Origin of the sequence: Pseudomonas asplenii (assembly GCF_900105475.1) — a bacterium.
Taxonomy (GTDB): domain Bacteria; phylum Pseudomonadota; class Gammaproteobacteria; order Pseudomonadales; family Pseudomonadaceae; genus Aquipseudomonas; species Aquipseudomonas asplenii.
The window spans coordinates 4481360-4495977 of the sequence record NZ_LT629777.1 but is presented as its reverse complement, the minus strand read 5'-3'; the positions used below and the strand labels follow the sequence as shown (position 1 = coordinate 4495977).

Genomic DNA, 14618 nt, shown 5'->3' with positions numbered 1-14618 from the left:
AAAAAAAATTTATTTCCTGTGTGACCTGATACCCCTCAGCGGGCATCAGTACAAGTAACCAGCCGCGACGGTGCGCCCAGCCGACGGTTGACCACATTGTTTGGGCATACTTGAGAGAAGACCCCCATGAACGCCCCGCTCCGTTTCAACGAAGCACTCCTGATGGCCGGCAACGCTTTCAAACCTTTCCAGTGCGTAGCCTGGACGGCACAAGACAAAGGCGACCTGAGCCTGACCGTCATCGATCGCACCAACAACAGCATCGACCGCCGGCAGATCTCCTGCAGCGACTACTCGAACCTGACGCAGTTGAAATCCCTGCTGGAACAGGCACGTGCCGAGCTGAGCAAGAAAGGCTACGACTTGCAGCCCTGGACGTTCTCGGCCTGAGATCGTTAAAAGCTTCGCGGACAAACCCTGCGCCTACAATGACCAAGTCAGACGTACATCTTCATGTACGCCGCCATCTCTGTAGGAGCAGGGCTTGCCCGCGAAGACGAACGAACAGGCACCACAGTCGTCACTGCAGTCAAAGCCTCTCGATATGCCGATAATCGGCCCCCAGTTCATGGGCCAGTTGTTGCGCCCGCCCCAGCCGAATAGGCCCCTTTTCCAAATCGACCAATAGCACCGGACAATTGAAAGGCGCCAATCCGGTCCAGGCTTTCAAACGCCCATCGGTCAACACCAGTACTCGCTGCTGCTCCTGGGCAAAACGTTTCTGCCGTACCGCCAGCCAACGACCGGCCTCCTGCAAGGCCGCGAGCAATGGCGTTCCTCCGCCCGCCCCCAGGCCGTCCAACCACTCCGCCATGGCGCTGGAGGCCTTCAGCCCCTGCACCTGCCACTGCGGCCGACTGCCACTGGCTGTCAATAACGCCAGTCGCGCACGCTGGCGATAGGCGTCATCGAACAACTGCGCCAAAAGTCCCTTGGCATCGCTCAAGGCCCGATGCCGACGAGTAGAAGCCGAAGCATCGACGATCACCAGCCACAACTCATGGGGCGAACTGCTGCGCAGATGAAAACGCAGGTCGCGGCGGGTCTGGGGGCGCCCCCCGAGCAAGGTCTCAACCCAATTGATTGCCCCGCTCATCGCCGCCCGGGCCGCGCCCTGGCGCCCTCTGGGAACCTCACCTGCAGCGTTTCTGGCATTCGCCCCCGGCTTTAATCGAGGGCGAATGCCTAGGGCTTTTTTGGCCAGTTCGGAATGTCCCGCCGAGCACCTACCACCATGGCCTTGGCTGGCAACTCACCCCATTGCCCTTGAGGCTGCTCCGTACCCTGGGCCGGATCGGGCTGAGTTTCAGGCGTGCTGGCAGGACTGCTCGCCGAGGTCGCTGGCGAAGGCTCACGACGCCGGTGACGCAAGGCAAACTCGGCAACCGCCTCGATGTCCTCATCGGCGATCTGCCGCGCGCCACGCCAGGCGGCATGGGCCCGCGCCGCGCGCAGCCAGACCAGGTCAGCCCGCAGGCCATCGACCCCGGCGGCAAAACAGCGTTCACTGATCGCCGTCATCGCCCGCTCATCCAGGTCAATGACCGGCAACAGCGCCCGCGCCCGCTCGCAACGCTCGCGCAACGCCTGTTGTTGCGTCTCCCACTGGACACAGAAAGCTTGCGGGTCGCTGTCGAAATCCAGCCGACGACGAATGATCTGCCTGCGCTCGACCGGTTCGGGCTGGCCACTCAAGGCGACATTCAGGCCGAAACGGTCGAGCAATTGCGGCCGCAACTCGCCTTCCTCGGGGTTCATCGTGCCAATCAGCACGAAGCGCGCCGGATGGCGATGGGAAATGCCGTCGCGCTCCACCAGGTTGGTGCCACTGGCCGCCACATCGAGCAGCAGGTCCACCAGGTGATCGGCCAGCAGGTTCACTTCATCGACGTACAACACACCGCCGTCGGCCTTGGCCAGCACGCCGGGAGAAAACTGAGCCCGCCCCTCGCCCAGCGCGGCATCCAGATCCAGGGTGCCTACCAGGCGTTCCTCGGTGGCGCCCAGCGGCAAGGTGACGAACTGTCCGCTGGCCAACAGGTCGGCCAGGCCACGGGCCAGGGTCGACTTGGCCATGCCGCGCGGACCTTCGATCAGCACGCCGCCGATCTTCGGGTCGATGGCGGTCAGGCACAGCGCCAGTTTCAGCGCATCGGCAGCGACCACTGCCGACAGCGGGAAATGCGGGGTGTCACTCATGGTGCATGTACCTCAGGAATCTTCTTCAATATCCAGCAGCAGGTTTTCCAGCGCCTCGCGGTACTTCCCCGGCTCGCTCCACAGCCCACGCTGCTGGGCTTCCAGCAGACGCTCGGTCATGTCACGCAGCGCATGGGGATTGTGCTCTCGGACGAATTCGCGGGTCTGGGCATCCAGCAGATAGGCATCGGCCAGCAACGCGTACTGGTGATCGTCGATCAGGTGGCTGGTGGCATCGAACGCGAACAGGTTGTCGACCGTCGCCGCCAGCTCGAAGGCGCCCTTGTAGCCATGGCGCTTGACCCCGTCGATCCACTTCGGGTTGGCTGCCCGGGAGCGGATCACCCGGTTCAACTCTTCCTTGAGCGTACGGATCTTCGGCAGGTCGGGCTGGCTATGGTCGCCATGATAACTGGCGGCGGTTTCGCCACTGAGGCTTTCCACGGCGGCCAGCATGCCGCCCTGGAACTGGTAGTAATCGTTGGAATCGAGCAGATCGTGCTCGCGGTTGTCCTGGTTCTGCAACACAGCCTGAACCTGGCTCAGACGCCGGGCGAACAACTCCCGGGCCGCCGTGCCCTCGTCGGAGCCGCCGTAGGCATAGCCGCCCCAGTTCAGGTAGACCTCGGCCAGATCCTCACGGCTCTGCCACAGACGCCCGTCGATGGCGTTCTGTACGCCAGCGCCATAGGCGCCCGGCTTGGCCCCGAAGATCCGCCAGCCGGCCTGGCGCGCGGCCTGCTCGGCATCCAGCCCGTCGTTCTGCAATTGCTCACGTTCCTGACGCACGCGGGCGGCCAAGGGGTTCATGTCCTCGGGCTCGTCCAGCGCCGCCACCGCCTGCACCGCCGCGTCGAACAGCCGAATCAGGTTGGCGAAAGCATCACGGAAGAAGCCGGATACCCGCAAAGTCACATCCACCCGAGGGCGATCCAGCAGGCTCAGTGGCAGAATCTCGAAGTCATCGACCCGTTGGCTGCCGGTGGCCCAGACCGGGCGCACGCCCATCAAGGCCATGGCCTGGGCAATGTCATCGCCGCCGGTGCGCATGGTCGCCGTGCCCCAGACCGACAGGCCGAGCTGGCGCAAATGATCGCCGTGATCCTGCAAGTGCCGCTCGAGAATCAGGCTGGCCGACTGGAAGCCGATGCGCCAGGCCGTGGTGGTCGGCAGGTTGCGCACGTCCACGGAAAAGAAGTTGCGCCCGGTGGGCAATACGTCCAGCCGCCCACGGCTCGGCGCGCCGCTCGGGCCGGCCGGGACGAAGCGCCCGTCCAGAGCCGCGAGCAGACCGTGCATTTCCGCCGGGCCACAGGCATCGAGCCGTGGCGCCACCTGTTCGAGCAGACCCGCGATAATGCTGCGCACCTCGGCCCACGCCTCGTTCTGCGGCAACTCGGCAAGCCCGGCCAGGGCCTGTTCGATCAGCGTCGCAGCATACAGTTCCAGGCGCTCGCGACTATCGCCAGCGGTGCGCCAACTGGCCTCGCTGATGGAGACCAAGGCCTCAGGACGGGGTCCAGCCCAAGGCTCGGCCAGGGCACAATCGAGCGGGTCGAAGCCCAGTTCGAAAGCCTTGGCCAGCGCCCGCAACAGGCTCGATTGGGCGCCGCGTCCATCACCACGGGGAATGCGCAGCAGGGCCAGCAAGGTATCAATGCGCAAACGGCCCTGCGGCGACTCGCCAAACACGTGCAGACCGTCACGGATCTGCGACTCCTTGAGGTCGCAGAGATAGGTGTCCAGGCGCGGTAGCCAGATGGCTGCGTCGGCGTCGCTGTCGAGCCCCACATCCAGTTGCAGCTCACGGTCGATCTGCGTGTCGCGCACCAGTTTGAGAATGTCTCTCTGCAATTCGCGGGCGCGGCGCGGGTCGAGCAGTTGCGCCTCGTAGTATTCGTCGGCCAGCAGTTCCAGGTCGCGCAGCGGACCGTAGGTTTCGGCGCGGGTCAGCGGCGGCATCAGGTGGTCGATGATCACCGCCTGGGTCCGACGTTTGGCCTGGGCACCCTCGCCCGGGTCGTTGACGATGAACGGATAGATATTCGGCAGCGGCCCCAGCAGTGCATCCGGCCAGCAGTTTTCCGAAAGACCGACGCCCTTGCCCGGCAACCATTCGAGGTTGCCATGCTTGCCGACGTGGATCACGCCATGGGCGCCATACTGCTGGCGCAGCCAGAAATAGAACGCCAGGTAGCCATGGGGTGGTACCAGGTCCGGGTCGTGGTAGACCGCACTCGGGTCGACCTGATAACCCCGGGCCGGCTGGATGCCGACGAACGTCAGGCCCAGACGCAACCCGGCGACCATCATCCGCCCGTCGCGAAACATCGGATCGTTTTCTACAGCGCCCCAACGGGCCAGGACCGCCTGGCGATTGGCCTCGGGCAGTCGTTCGAACTCTGCCTGGTATTCCGCCAATGCCAGGCTTTGTTTGCAGGGGCGCAGGTCAAGGCTGTCGAGATCGTTGCTGACCCCGCCGAGCAGTTCCTGGATCAGAGCGGTGCCGCTCGCCGGCAGCTCGGTCCCCACCGGATAGCCCTGTTTCTGCAGTGCCCGCAGGATGTTCAGCGCCGCCGCCGGGGTGTCCAGGCCGACACCGTTACCGATGCGCCCATCACGGGTCGGGTAGTTGGCCAGGACCAGGGCAATACGTTTGTCGCCATTGTCCAACCGGGCCAGATCGACCCAGCGCCGGGCCAGGGCGGCGACGAAGTCCATGCGCTCGGGCTGGGCACGGTAGCAGACCACGTCACTCTGGCTGCGCTCGCTGCGCCAGGCCAGGTCCTTGAAGCTGATCGGTCGGCTGATGATCCGCCCGTCCAGTTCCGGCAAGGCGATGTGCATCGCCAGGTCCCGCGGCCCCAGGCCCTGCTCGCTGGCTTGCCAGCCGGGCTCGTTGTCCTGGGCACAGATCGCCTGGATTACCGGGATGTCGCGCCGGAACGGTCGCAGGTGCGGCGCCTCGGGAGTCGACTGGGCAAAACCGGTGGTATTGAGGATCACCGCTGCCGAAACCTCGTCCAGCCAGTCCTCGACCACCGCCAGACAGCCGGGCTCCTTGAGACTGGCCACGGCGATTGGCAACGGATTCAGGCCGGCCGCCTGGAGCCGCTGGCAGAACACATCGACAAAGGCGGTATTGGCCGCCTGCAGGTGCGAACGATAGAACAGCAGCGCCGCCACCGGCTGCCCGGTTTGCCACTCGGCGCGCCAGTCAGCCAGTTGCGCATCGACCCGCTGCGGGTAATAGATCGCCGTACGAGGCAACGCCCGGGGCTCCTGCCAGGGGTAATCGCGCCCCAGCCAGCCGCTGGCCAGGCAGCGAAACAACTGCAGCGCGTTGCCCAGGCCGCCCTGACGCAGGAAGTGCCAGAGCCGCTCGGCCTCGGCTGCCGCCACATTGCCCAGGGCGCTCAGTTCCGGGTCGGGCCGATCATCGCCCGGGACCAGGATCAGCGTCACGCCACGCTCGGCCAGTTGCACCAGGCGTTCGATACCGTAGCGCCAATAGCCGATACCGCCATGCAATGACAGCAGGATCACCTTGGCGTGTTGCAGCACCTGGTCGACATAGAGGTCGACCGAGGCATGATTCTGGACCTGCATCGGGTTTGCCAGACGCAAGCTGGGATAATCGGCCGGCAGTTGTTGCGCGGCTTCGGCGAGCAAGGCCAGGCTGGAATCGCCGCTGCACAGGATCACCAGCTCGGCAGGGGTTTGGCCAAGGTCGGCAATGTTGTCGTCCGACACGAAACCGCCGGGCTGGGTCCTGAGCAGGTGCATGGGGTCAAGCCGTCAGCGCGGCGCGCAGGGTCGATTCGAGCAGCGTGGCGTCGAGTTCCTGGCCGATCAGCACCAGGCGGGTGACGCGCGGCTCGTCAGCGCCCCAGGCGCGGTCGAAGTGCTTGTCGAAACGGCTGCCTACGCCCTGGATCAGCAGGCGCATCGGCTTGTTCGGAATCGCCGCGAAACCCTTGATCCGCAGAATGCCATGCTTGATCACCAGTTGCGTCAGGGCATCGAGCAGCAGACTTTCGTCAGCTTGTGGCAGGTCGATGGAGATCGAGTCGAAGGCATCGTGATCGTGGTCGTCATGATCGTCGCCGTCGTGGTGATGATCATGGTGACTGTGGCGACCGTCGATGTGCTCTTCGGAGCCGGCTCCCAGACCGAGCAGCACGTCCAGCGGCAGGCGACCGCTGCTGGCCTCGACGATTTTCACTGCTGGCGGCAGTTCCTCGGCGACTTCCAGGCGCACCCTGGCCAGGTCTTCGGCGGCGATCAGGTCAGCCTTGTTGAGGATCACCAGGTCGGCGCTCGACAACTGGTCGGCGAACAGTTCGTGCAGCGGCGACTCGTGATCCAGGTTCGGATCGAGTTTGCGCTGGGCGTCCACCTGGTCGGGGAACGCGGCGAAGGTGCCGGCGGCCACGGCCGGACTGTCGACCACGGTAATCACCGCATCGACCGTGCAGGCGCTGCGGATTTCCGGCCACTGGAAAGCCTGGACCAGCGGCTTGGGCAGCGCCAGGCCGGAGGTTTCGATGAGGATATGGTCAAGATCGCCACGCCGAGCCACCAACTCGCGCATCACCGGGAAGAACTCTTCCTGCACGGTGCAGCACAGGCAACCGTTGGCCAGCTCGAACACACGGCCAACCGCCTCTTCTTCGGTACAACCGATGGAGCATTGCTTGAGGATTTCGCCGTCGATGCCGAGTTCGCCGAACTCGTTGACGATCACGGCGATGCGACGGCCCTGGGCATTGTCCAGCATATGGCGCAGCAAGGTGGTCTTGCCCGAACCGAGGAAGCCGGTGACGATGGTGACGGGAAGCTTGGCCAGTGTTTTCATCGGGATGCCCCTTGGCAAAATAGCGGGCATACGGGACGAGAACCGCCGCCCGGAACAGGCGCGGATAGGTTCGCCACCGGATCACCCCGCCCGGTTTAAGTGAAATTCTGTGACGAGGCAGGTCTCCTGGCTCGCGGTTGGGTGTCGGCAGTCGCTCGATCACCGGGTCTTGCGCCTTCCCACCCCGAGGGGCAGTGGCCAGGCAAGACACTCGTACCGCTTACAGTTGCGGGGGCAGCCGCGGCTTGCCGCGTTCCCATCTTAGCTTCGGCCGGACGCCGAAGAACCTCGAAGCTGCAAGGCTACGCAGTGCGCGGGAACAGGTCAATCTCGACGGCCGCTGTGGTTTAATTGCGCCCCTTTCTCCCGCCCTGCCCGTTTCAAGGAATCGCTGCCCATGAGTGCCACCGACACCACCACCGTCCTGGTCATCGGTTATGTCTGGCCCGAGCCCCGTTCCTCGGCTGCGGGTGGGCACATGATGCAGATTCTCGAGAGTTTCCTCGCGGCGGGCTGGCACATCACCTTCGCCAGCCCGGCCAGTGTCGGCGAACACAAGGCCGACCTGCGCAGCCTGGGCATCGACGAACAGGCCATCGAACTCAACAACAGCAGTTTCGACACGTTCATCAGCGCCCTGCGCCCGGACGTGGTGCTGTTCGACCGGTTCATGATGGAGGAGCAGTTCGGCTGGCGGGTCGAAAAGCACTGCCCCGACGCCCTGCGCGTGCTGGAAACCGCAGACCTGCAAAGCCTGCGCGATGCCCGCCAGCAGCAGCTCAAGGAACGCCTGAAGGCCGATCAGGACCCGAATGACTTCAGCGCGCTGTTCGCCCCGGACCTGCCGGAAGTCTTCGAGTTGATGAGCTATACCGACCAGGCCCAACGGGAAATCGCGGCGATCTACCGTTCGGACCTGAGCCTGATGATTTCCGATGTCGAGATCCGCTTGCTGACCGAGCAGTTCCGACTACCGCCAGCGCTGCTGCACTGGTGCCCGCTGATGCTCGAGCCACCTGCTGCGTTCCGCCCCTTCGAGGAGCGCGCGCACTTCCTGAGCATCGGCAATTTCCGTCACGCGCCGAACTGGGATGCGGTGCTCTGGATGAAAACCACCCTCTGGCCGTTGATCCGCCAGCAGCTGCCAAGCGCACAATTGCATGTCTATGGCGCCTATACACCGCCCAAGGCCACCGCACTGCATAACCCGGCCCAGGGTTTTCACGTGCTGAACTGGGCCGAAGACGCCCTGGAGGTGATGAGCGCGGCACGCATCTGTCTGGCACCGCTACGCTTTGGTGCGGGGATCAAGGGCAAGCTCGCCGATGCGATGCTCTGCGGAACGCCAAGTATCACCACGCCGATCGGCGCCGAAGCCATGCACGGTGATCTCCCCTGGCCCGGTGCTATCGAAACCACTGCCCAGGACCTGGCCCGCGCCGCTGTCCGGTTGTACCAGGACCCACAGGCCTGGCAACAGGCCCAGGCCGACGGCCAGACGCTGCTGGCCGATCGCTACGAGCGACGCCAGCACGGCCCGGCGCTGATCGAGCGCATCCAGCAATGCCAGCAGCAGTTGGCCCGGCATCGGCGCGACAATTTCACCGGGGCGATGCTGCGTCACCATCACCACAAGAGCACCCAGTACATGGCCCAGTGGATCGAGGCGAAGAACCGCAACGCCTGAGACTCAGCTCGGCGGCGCAAAAAGCCTGGCGACCTCGATCAGTTGCAGGACCTGGCCCGGCGCCAGGACCAGAGCCGATCGCGGCGGCAATAACCGGCCTTCCGGCGAGCGCGCGGTTTTCCGGGAGAAGTTCACGGTGATCAACGTGCCGTCGCTGAACGCGGTGCGCTGCACCTGACGATCGTCCGAGAGCACCTGGAAATCACTCAGGCGTTCGGTGAACAACCGCTCGTGCAACGGCCGGAACACCTTGTCATAGGCACGGATGAACGGCAGGTCGCGCGCCAGCACCTGCGCATTGAGGTGATACAACGGCGGCACCATGTACAGCAACTGCAACAGGGCGGTGGTTTCCTTCTCGCTGGAGAACTTCAGCGAGCCATATTCCCAATGGTGCGTGCTGACCAGGCTGTCGTGGAACACCAGTTGATACAGCGGCAGGCGAAACTGCGCCGAGGTGACGATGCGGGCCAGCGACGGTTTGAGTGGCACCGGCTTGAAGTACAGATCCGGGGTTTCCGGCGGCCAGTAACCGCCCCGGTAAAAAGGCGATTGCTTGTTCTTGCCGACATCCGGGTCCATCCAGGCAAAAGGCTGGGTGGCGATACCATGGCTGTAGGCGATGCCAGGCACATAGAAGGCTATCCCGCCCTCGCTGCCCGTCACCAGGTCCAGTTCATCGCTGGGGAAGCGCAACCGGCGCCAACGCGCCTCGGCATCCTCGCGCTCGCTGGTCTCCTGCCCTGGCGTGTAGTCCTTGAGTTCGGGGCCGGCGGCATCGACATCGAGGAAATAACTGTTCAAGCGTGCCGCGCGCGCAACCGCACTGATGCGTTTTTGTGCATAAGGTTCGACGGCGCGGGAATTGACATAGACGCCTCGGCCATTGAAACCGCGAATCTTTTCACCCCGACTGTCGCGATACCCCGCCGCCGCCAGCTCGTCGCCCATCTGCGCCGTGGCCCAGGTCGCCCGCAGGTTGGAGGGGTGCGCGCTGCCATAGCTGTCATACACCGCCACCAGATAACCCGAGGCCTTGGCCGCCGCCACTGCCTCCGGGTGCCAGAGCGCATCGCGCCAATCGTCCGCACCCAGCCAGGCTTTGCTCAGGCCGGCCTTGCGCAACGCCTCCACGGTATCGAGCGACAGACCGCCACCCCAACGACGCGGTTCGGCCAGCCAGGGGCCGAACGCCTCGACCAGGCGTACGCGGATCATCTGCCCCCAGGCCACATTGGCCGCCGGATCATGGTTGCCGGGCAACGGCTCGACCGGTTTCAGCGGTAGCACCGCCTGCAGCGCGGCGTTGAGGGCGCGGGTCAATTCGAGCCGGCGGAAGGCCGAGACACCAGCCTGCCAGTTCGCGACCTCCTGCAACGCCGATTCGAAGCTCTCCCGTGCCGACGGATCGAATCCGGCCCACAGCTTCGACGCCAGATGCCGTTCGTCCTGTCGGCGCGCGGCGAAAAACCTCAGGAACGCCGGCCAGTCGGTGATATCCGCGGCCTTCAGCGGCCCGGCATCCCACAGGTAGATATGCGGCGCACCGCCAAGCCTCGCGATCTGCGGCTGGCGGGTGATCTTCTGCTTCAGCGAGAGTAATCGGTCATGGGTTTGCAGCCACTGGCGATAGAACCGCGCCCCGTACAACGGGTCTGCGGGTCCGACCTTGATGGTGACCGTGAACGGCGCGCCCTTGGCCAGCCGATTGAACTCATGGCTGATCCGCGGCAAGGGGCGCGAATCCTGCTCGAACAGGCCGAAACGGGTATCGAAGGGGGTCTCGATCAACCAGGTAATCGAATGATCAGCCCGCAGTTCGCTCCAGAAGGGCATCGACAGCAATGCGTTCAAGGCATCGGGTTCATAACGCCGCACCAGCCAGTCCAGCCACTGGCTGTCGTCAGTGGGCACATAGGCGCCCTCGCCGAACGGCAACGCATAGGCCTCGATAGCCTTGGCCTCAACCGGCCGTGGCCACTCCAGCAGGCCCGGCTGGTCGGCGCGGATGGATAGGCGCAGGGCATCCTGCTCGATGCCGGCCTCGACCTGGAATCGATCGTCGCCGTTGCTGATGTGCCAACGCAGCCCCCTGCGCGCGCTGGCCCGTGCGGTATCGGGAAAGGCCGCGGCACTCAGCAACGAGACTTGCCCATCGGCACGACGCAAGGTCACTGCCAGGGTTGCCGGATCGACGCTGAACACCCCGCCACTGTAGGGCAGTTCGACCAGCGACTGCGCGAAAGCCCAGGGACTGGTCAGGCACAAGACCAGGGTCAGGCACAGACAGCGAAATCGATCAATTTCCAGTAAAGGGCGCATGGCATTCCACGGAGGACTCTCAAAAGTGTTCAGAGCCTGCGGACACTAAACGACAACGCCCTCCTTCTCCGTAAGAACGTTCTCTTAGACGCACCGGAAATATCGCCAAATCACTGCCACCGCGCTCTATCCTACGAATTCAGCGGACGGCGCAGCAGGTAAGTGTCCATGATCCAGCCCTTGCGTTGCCGGGCCGCCTCACGCAACTCACGGATCTGTCCCTGCACCTCCTGCAGCTTGCCGCTGACCAGCAACTCGTCCTCGGTGCCGAGATAGGCGCCCCAGTAGATATTCAGAGTCTGATCGGCGAACTGACCGAACGCGCAATGGGCATCAAGCATCACCACCACGTTGTCCAGATCTTCTGCCTGCAGGCGCCGGCCCGTGGTGATACGAATCGGCTCGCCGATCCGATTCAGCGGGACCCGGTGGCGGGCCGCCAGCGCCTGTACGCTGCTGATGCCGGGAATGACCTCGACTTCGAACGCCGGGCCGCCCAGCGCCATGACCCGTTCCAGGACCCGCAGGGTGCTGTCGTACAGGGCAGGGTCGCCCCAGACCAGAAAGGCGCCGCACTCATCCTCGGCCAACTCCTCATCGATCAGCCGGGCGAACAGAGCGGCACGCTGCACATGCCAACGTTCGACACCCGCCTCGTAGGCGTCATCCTGACCTTCGCGCAGCGGATCACTGACCTGCACCAGGCGATAACCCGGCTGTTCGATATAGCGTTCGCAGATATCCTTGCGCAGCCGCACCAGTTCCTCCTTGGCCCGCCCCTTGTTCAGCAGGAAAAAGACCGAGGCGCGGTTCAAGGCCTTGATGGCCTGTATCGTGATCTGCTCCGGGTGGCCGGAACCGATGCCAATCAATAGAACGCTCTTCACCGTTTCGCTCCTGGAATAGGGCTCAAAGACGCAGGCCAGAGTGCCTCAGCTTATCCGAAGCCTGGCGCAAGGCTGGTAGCCAGCCGACGAAGGAGGCATTATCGGCTCGCGATAATAATAAAAGCGCTTGCCATGACTCGAACAGCCCGCATCACCGATCCCTCCTATGAGTTGATGGACGACCACAACGGTCTTTCCATCATCTACCGTCAGCATGGTTTTCCCTGCCCGCTGGTGCGTTGGCATTTCCACAAGGAATACGAACTGCATCTGATCGTCGCCAGCTCCGGCAAGGTCTTCATCGGCGATTACATCGGCAACTTCTACCCGCAGTCGCTGTTTCTCACCGGTCCCAACCTGCCCCACAACTGGATCAGCCAGGTGGCCGAGGACGAGGTGGTGCCCAAGCGCGACATGCTGGTCAACTTCACCGATGAGCTGTTCGAGGAGGGTCATCAGATCTTCGCTGAACTCAAAACCCTGGCGCCGCTGCTGGAGCGCGCCCAGTACGGCATCGAGTTCCGCTGCAAGGACACCATCGGCCAGGCCGCGCAACTGATGCATCGCATCGCCGACTCTCAGGGCGTGACGCGCCTGGGACACTTCCTGATCCTGCTGGAACTGCTCAGCAGTTGCGACGATTACCAGTTGCTCTCCGGTGTCACCACCCCGCAACTGGCCGACGAACACAATATCGACCGCACCAACCGCGCCGTGGACTACATCTTTGCCCATTACGCCCGGGAGCTGCCACTGGAAGAAGTCGCCGACTACCTGGGCATGAAACCCACCTACTTTTCCCGGGTGTTCAAGCAGGCCACGGGGCGCTGCTTCGTCGAGTTCGTCAATCGCCTGCGTATCAGCAAGTCCTGCGAACTGCTCGCCGATGGCGACAAGCCCGTGACCGATGTGTGCTTCGAATCCGGGTTCAACAACATTTCCAACTTCAATCGGCGCTTCCAGCAACTCAAGGGCATGACACCGTCGCATTATCGCCGCCTGGCGGTGCAACGTCTGACCGAACAGAACCTCGGCTGAACCCTCCGGGCGTCCCACCGGGGGCGCTCACAACAGATTTTTCCGGAAAATCTGTACTGATTTACCCCCACCACCTCTCCCACGCTTGCGCCCACACGCGGCGCTACCGCTGTTTTGCGCGCTATCACGAACCCCATCGAGTGCAAAAAAGTATCGATTGCAGTGTCATCAAGGATTTGTCTGCGCGGCGATTGAGGGCTGTAATCAGCCACAGATTCTTCCTCGACACCGGAAGAGACAAAAACAATAAACCGACCTTCGATCGCCACCGCGCGCAAGAAGAGGAGTGTTCGATGAAAGCCATTGCAAAAGCTCTGCTCGTCTCCACCTGCCTGACCATCAGCGGCGTCAGCCTGGGTGCCCAGACCCTGACCATCGCCACCGTCAACAACAGCGACATGATCCGCATGCAGAAGCTGTCGAAGACCTTCGAGGCCGAACACCCGGACATCAAGCTGAACTGGGTGGTACTGGAAGAAAACGTCCTGCGCCAGCGCCTGACCACCGACATCGCCACCCAGGGCGGCCAGTTCGATGTGCTCACCATCGGCATGTACGAAGCGGCACTGTGGGGCGCCAAGGGTTGGCTGGAACCGATGAACAACCTGCCCGCCGCCTACGACATCGACGATGTGTTTCCCTCGGTACGCGACGGTCTTTCAGTCAAGGGCACCCTATTCGCCCTGCCGTTCTATGCCGAAAGCTCCATGACCTACTACCGCACCGACCTGTTCAAGGACGCTGGCATCAGCATGCCCGAGCGGCCGACCTGGGAGCAGATCGGCGAATTCGCCGCCAAGCTCAATCATCCGGACAAGGAACAATACGGCATCTGCCTACGTGGCAAGGCCGGCTGGGGCGAGAACATGGCGCTGATCACCACCGTTGCCAACGCCTATGGCGCGCGCTGGTTCGACGAGAAATGGCAGCCGGAATTCACCGGCCCGGAGTGGAAGAATGCCCTGAACTTCTACGTCACCACCATGAAGAAATCCGGACCTCCCGGCGCGTCTAGCAACGGTTTCAACGAGAACCTGGCGCTGTTCAACAGCGGCAAGTGCGCGATCTGGGTCGATGCCAGCGTCGCCGGCTCATTTGTCACCGACAAGACCCAGAGCAAGGTCGCCGACCATGTCGGCTTCACCTACGCGCCGCACCAGGTCACCGAGAAAGGCTCGGCCTGGCTCTACTCCTGGGCGCTGGCGATTCCCACCAGTTCCAAGGCCAAGGACGCAGCGAAAACCTTCAGCAGTTGGGCCACGTCCAAGGAGTACGCTGCGCTGGTGGCCAAGGCAGACGGGATCGCCAACGTGCCACCGGGCACCCGAGCCTCGACCTATAGCGAAGCGTACATGCAGGCCGCACCGTTCGCGAAAATCACTCTGGAATCGCTCAAGGCCGCCAACCCGAAAGACCCGAGCGTCAAGCCGGTGCCCTACGTCGGGATTCAACTGGTGACCATTCCCGAGTTCCAGGCCATTGGCACCCAGGTCGGCAAGCTGTTCTCCGCCGCGCTGATCGGCCAGACCACGGTCGACCAGGCCCTGGCAGCAGCCCAGCAGAGCACTGAGCGCGAGATGAAGCGCGCGGGCTATCCCAAGTAGACGCTGACCTGCAGTAGCAGGAC

Annotated in this window: 10 protein-coding genes and 1 riboswitch; of the genes, 4 read left to right on the top strand and 6 right to left on the bottom strand. The window is 63.6% G+C overall.

Translation table 11 applies throughout. The annotated features are described in order from the left end of the window. The first annotated feature begins 126 nt into the window (after nucleotides 1-126). Nucleotides 127-390, top strand: coding sequence for a hypothetical protein (locus BLU37_RS20365; protein WP_029533940.1), 264 nt, complete (start codon nucleotides 127-129; stop codon nucleotides 388-390). A gap of 139 nt (nucleotides 391-529) precedes the next feature. Here BLU37_RS20365 and BLU37_RS20360 read toward each other — a convergent pair whose 3' ends face one another. From BLU37_RS20360 to cobW, 4 genes are all read right to left on the bottom strand, one after another. Continuing rightward, nucleotides 530-1096, bottom strand: coding sequence for a vWA domain-containing protein (locus BLU37_RS20360; RefSeq protein ID WP_090208170.1), 567 nt, complete (start codon nucleotides 1094-1096; stop codon nucleotides 530-532). Nucleotides 1097-1185: 89 nt separating this feature from the next. Next, nucleotides 1186-2199 carry an ATP-binding protein gene (locus BLU37_RS20355; RefSeq protein ID WP_090208165.1) on the bottom strand — a complete coding sequence of 338 codons (1014 nt, stop codon included), beginning with the start codon at nucleotides 2197-2199 and terminating at the stop codon, nucleotides 1186-1188. A 12-nt stretch (nucleotides 2200-2211) separates the two neighbouring features. Beyond that, complete coding sequence (gene cobN, locus BLU37_RS20350; protein WP_090208161.1) at nucleotides 2212-5985, bottom strand: cobaltochelatase subunit CobN; 3774 nt, start codon at nucleotides 5983-5985, stop codon at nucleotides 2212-2214. A 4-nt stretch (nucleotides 5986-5989) separates the two neighbouring features. Continuing rightward, nucleotides 5990-7057 carry a cobalamin biosynthesis protein CobW gene (cobW, locus tag BLU37_RS20345; protein WP_090208159.1) on the bottom strand — a complete coding sequence of 356 codons (1068 nt, stop codon included), beginning with the start codon at nucleotides 7055-7057 and terminating at the stop codon, nucleotides 5990-5992. A gap of 99 nt (nucleotides 7058-7156) precedes the next feature. Continuing rightward, a riboswitch (cobalamin riboswitch) is annotated at nucleotides 7157-7363 on the bottom strand. Between the two features lie 91 nt (nucleotides 7364-7454). Here cobW and BLU37_RS20340 point away from each other — a divergent pair. Continuing rightward, nucleotides 7455-8744 (top strand): glycosyltransferase, encoded by a 1290-nt coding sequence (locus BLU37_RS20340; protein WP_090208156.1) that lies wholly within the window; start codon nucleotides 7455-7457, stop codon nucleotides 8742-8744. A gap of 3 nt (nucleotides 8745-8747) precedes the next feature. Here the strand turns inward: BLU37_RS20340 and BLU37_RS20335 are convergent, their stop codons facing one another. Continuing rightward, nucleotides 8748-11066, bottom strand: a complete 2319-nt coding sequence (locus tag BLU37_RS20335) for a glycoside hydrolase (RefSeq protein ID WP_090208151.1) — start codon at nucleotides 11064-11066, stop codon at nucleotides 8748-8750. 131 nt (nucleotides 11067-11197) lie between these two features. Next, the gene (gene cobF / locus BLU37_RS20330; protein ID WP_090208148.1) at nucleotides 11198-11953 is read right to left on the bottom strand and encodes a precorrin-6A synthase (deacetylating); all 756 of its coding nucleotides are present in this window, start codon (nucleotides 11951-11953) and stop codon (nucleotides 11198-11200) included. Nucleotides 11954-12085: 132 nt separating this feature from the next. Here cobF and BLU37_RS20325 point away from each other — a divergent pair, with 132 nt between their 5' ends. Continuing rightward, nucleotides 12086-12991 (top strand): AraC family transcriptional regulator, encoded by a 906-nt coding sequence (locus tag BLU37_RS20325; protein ID WP_010451359.1) that lies wholly within the window; start codon nucleotides 12086-12088, stop codon nucleotides 12989-12991. A gap of 293 nt (nucleotides 12992-13284) precedes the next feature. Beyond that, the gene (locus BLU37_RS20320; protein WP_090208146.1) at nucleotides 13285-14595 is read left to right on the top strand and encodes an ABC transporter substrate-binding protein; all 1311 of its coding nucleotides are present in this window, start codon (nucleotides 13285-13287) and stop codon (nucleotides 14593-14595) included. The last annotated feature ends 23 nt before the right edge of the window (nucleotides 14596-14618 follow it).

Bases quoted from the DNA above. Each gene is read 5' to 3' on its own strand.
- BLU37_RS20365 (WP_029533940.1), top strand. From the start codon at position 127: ATGAACGCCCCGCTCCGTTTCAACGAAGCACTCCTGATGGCCGGCAAC.
- BLU37_RS20360 (WP_090208170.1), bottom strand. From the start codon at position 1,096: ATGAGCGGGGCAATCAATTGGGTTGAGACCTTGCTCGGGGGGCGCCCC.
- BLU37_RS20355 (WP_090208165.1), bottom strand. From the start codon at position 2,199: ATGAGTGACACCCCGCATTTCCCGCTGTCGGCAGTGGTCGCTGCCGAT.
- cobN (WP_090208161.1), bottom strand. From the start codon at position 5,985: ATGCACCTGCTCAGGACCCAGCCCGGCGGTTTCGTGTCGGACGACAAC.
- cobW (WP_090208159.1), bottom strand. From the start codon at position 7,057: ATGAAAACACTGGCCAAGCTTCCCGTCACCATCGTCACCGGCTTCCTC.
- BLU37_RS20340 (WP_090208156.1), top strand. From the start codon at position 7,455: ATGAGTGCCACCGACACCACCACCGTCCTGGTCATCGGTTATGTCTGG.
- BLU37_RS20335 (WP_090208151.1), bottom strand. From the start codon at position 11,066: ATGCGCCCTTTACTGGAAATTGATCGATTTCGCTGTCTGTGCCTGACC.
- BLU37_RS20325 (WP_010451359.1), top strand. From the start codon at position 12,086: ATGACTCGAACAGCCCGCATCACCGATCCCTCCTATGAGTTGATGGAC.
- BLU37_RS20320 (WP_090208146.1), top strand. From the start codon at position 13,285: ATGAAAGCCATTGCAAAAGCTCTGCTCGTCTCCACCTGCCTGACCATC.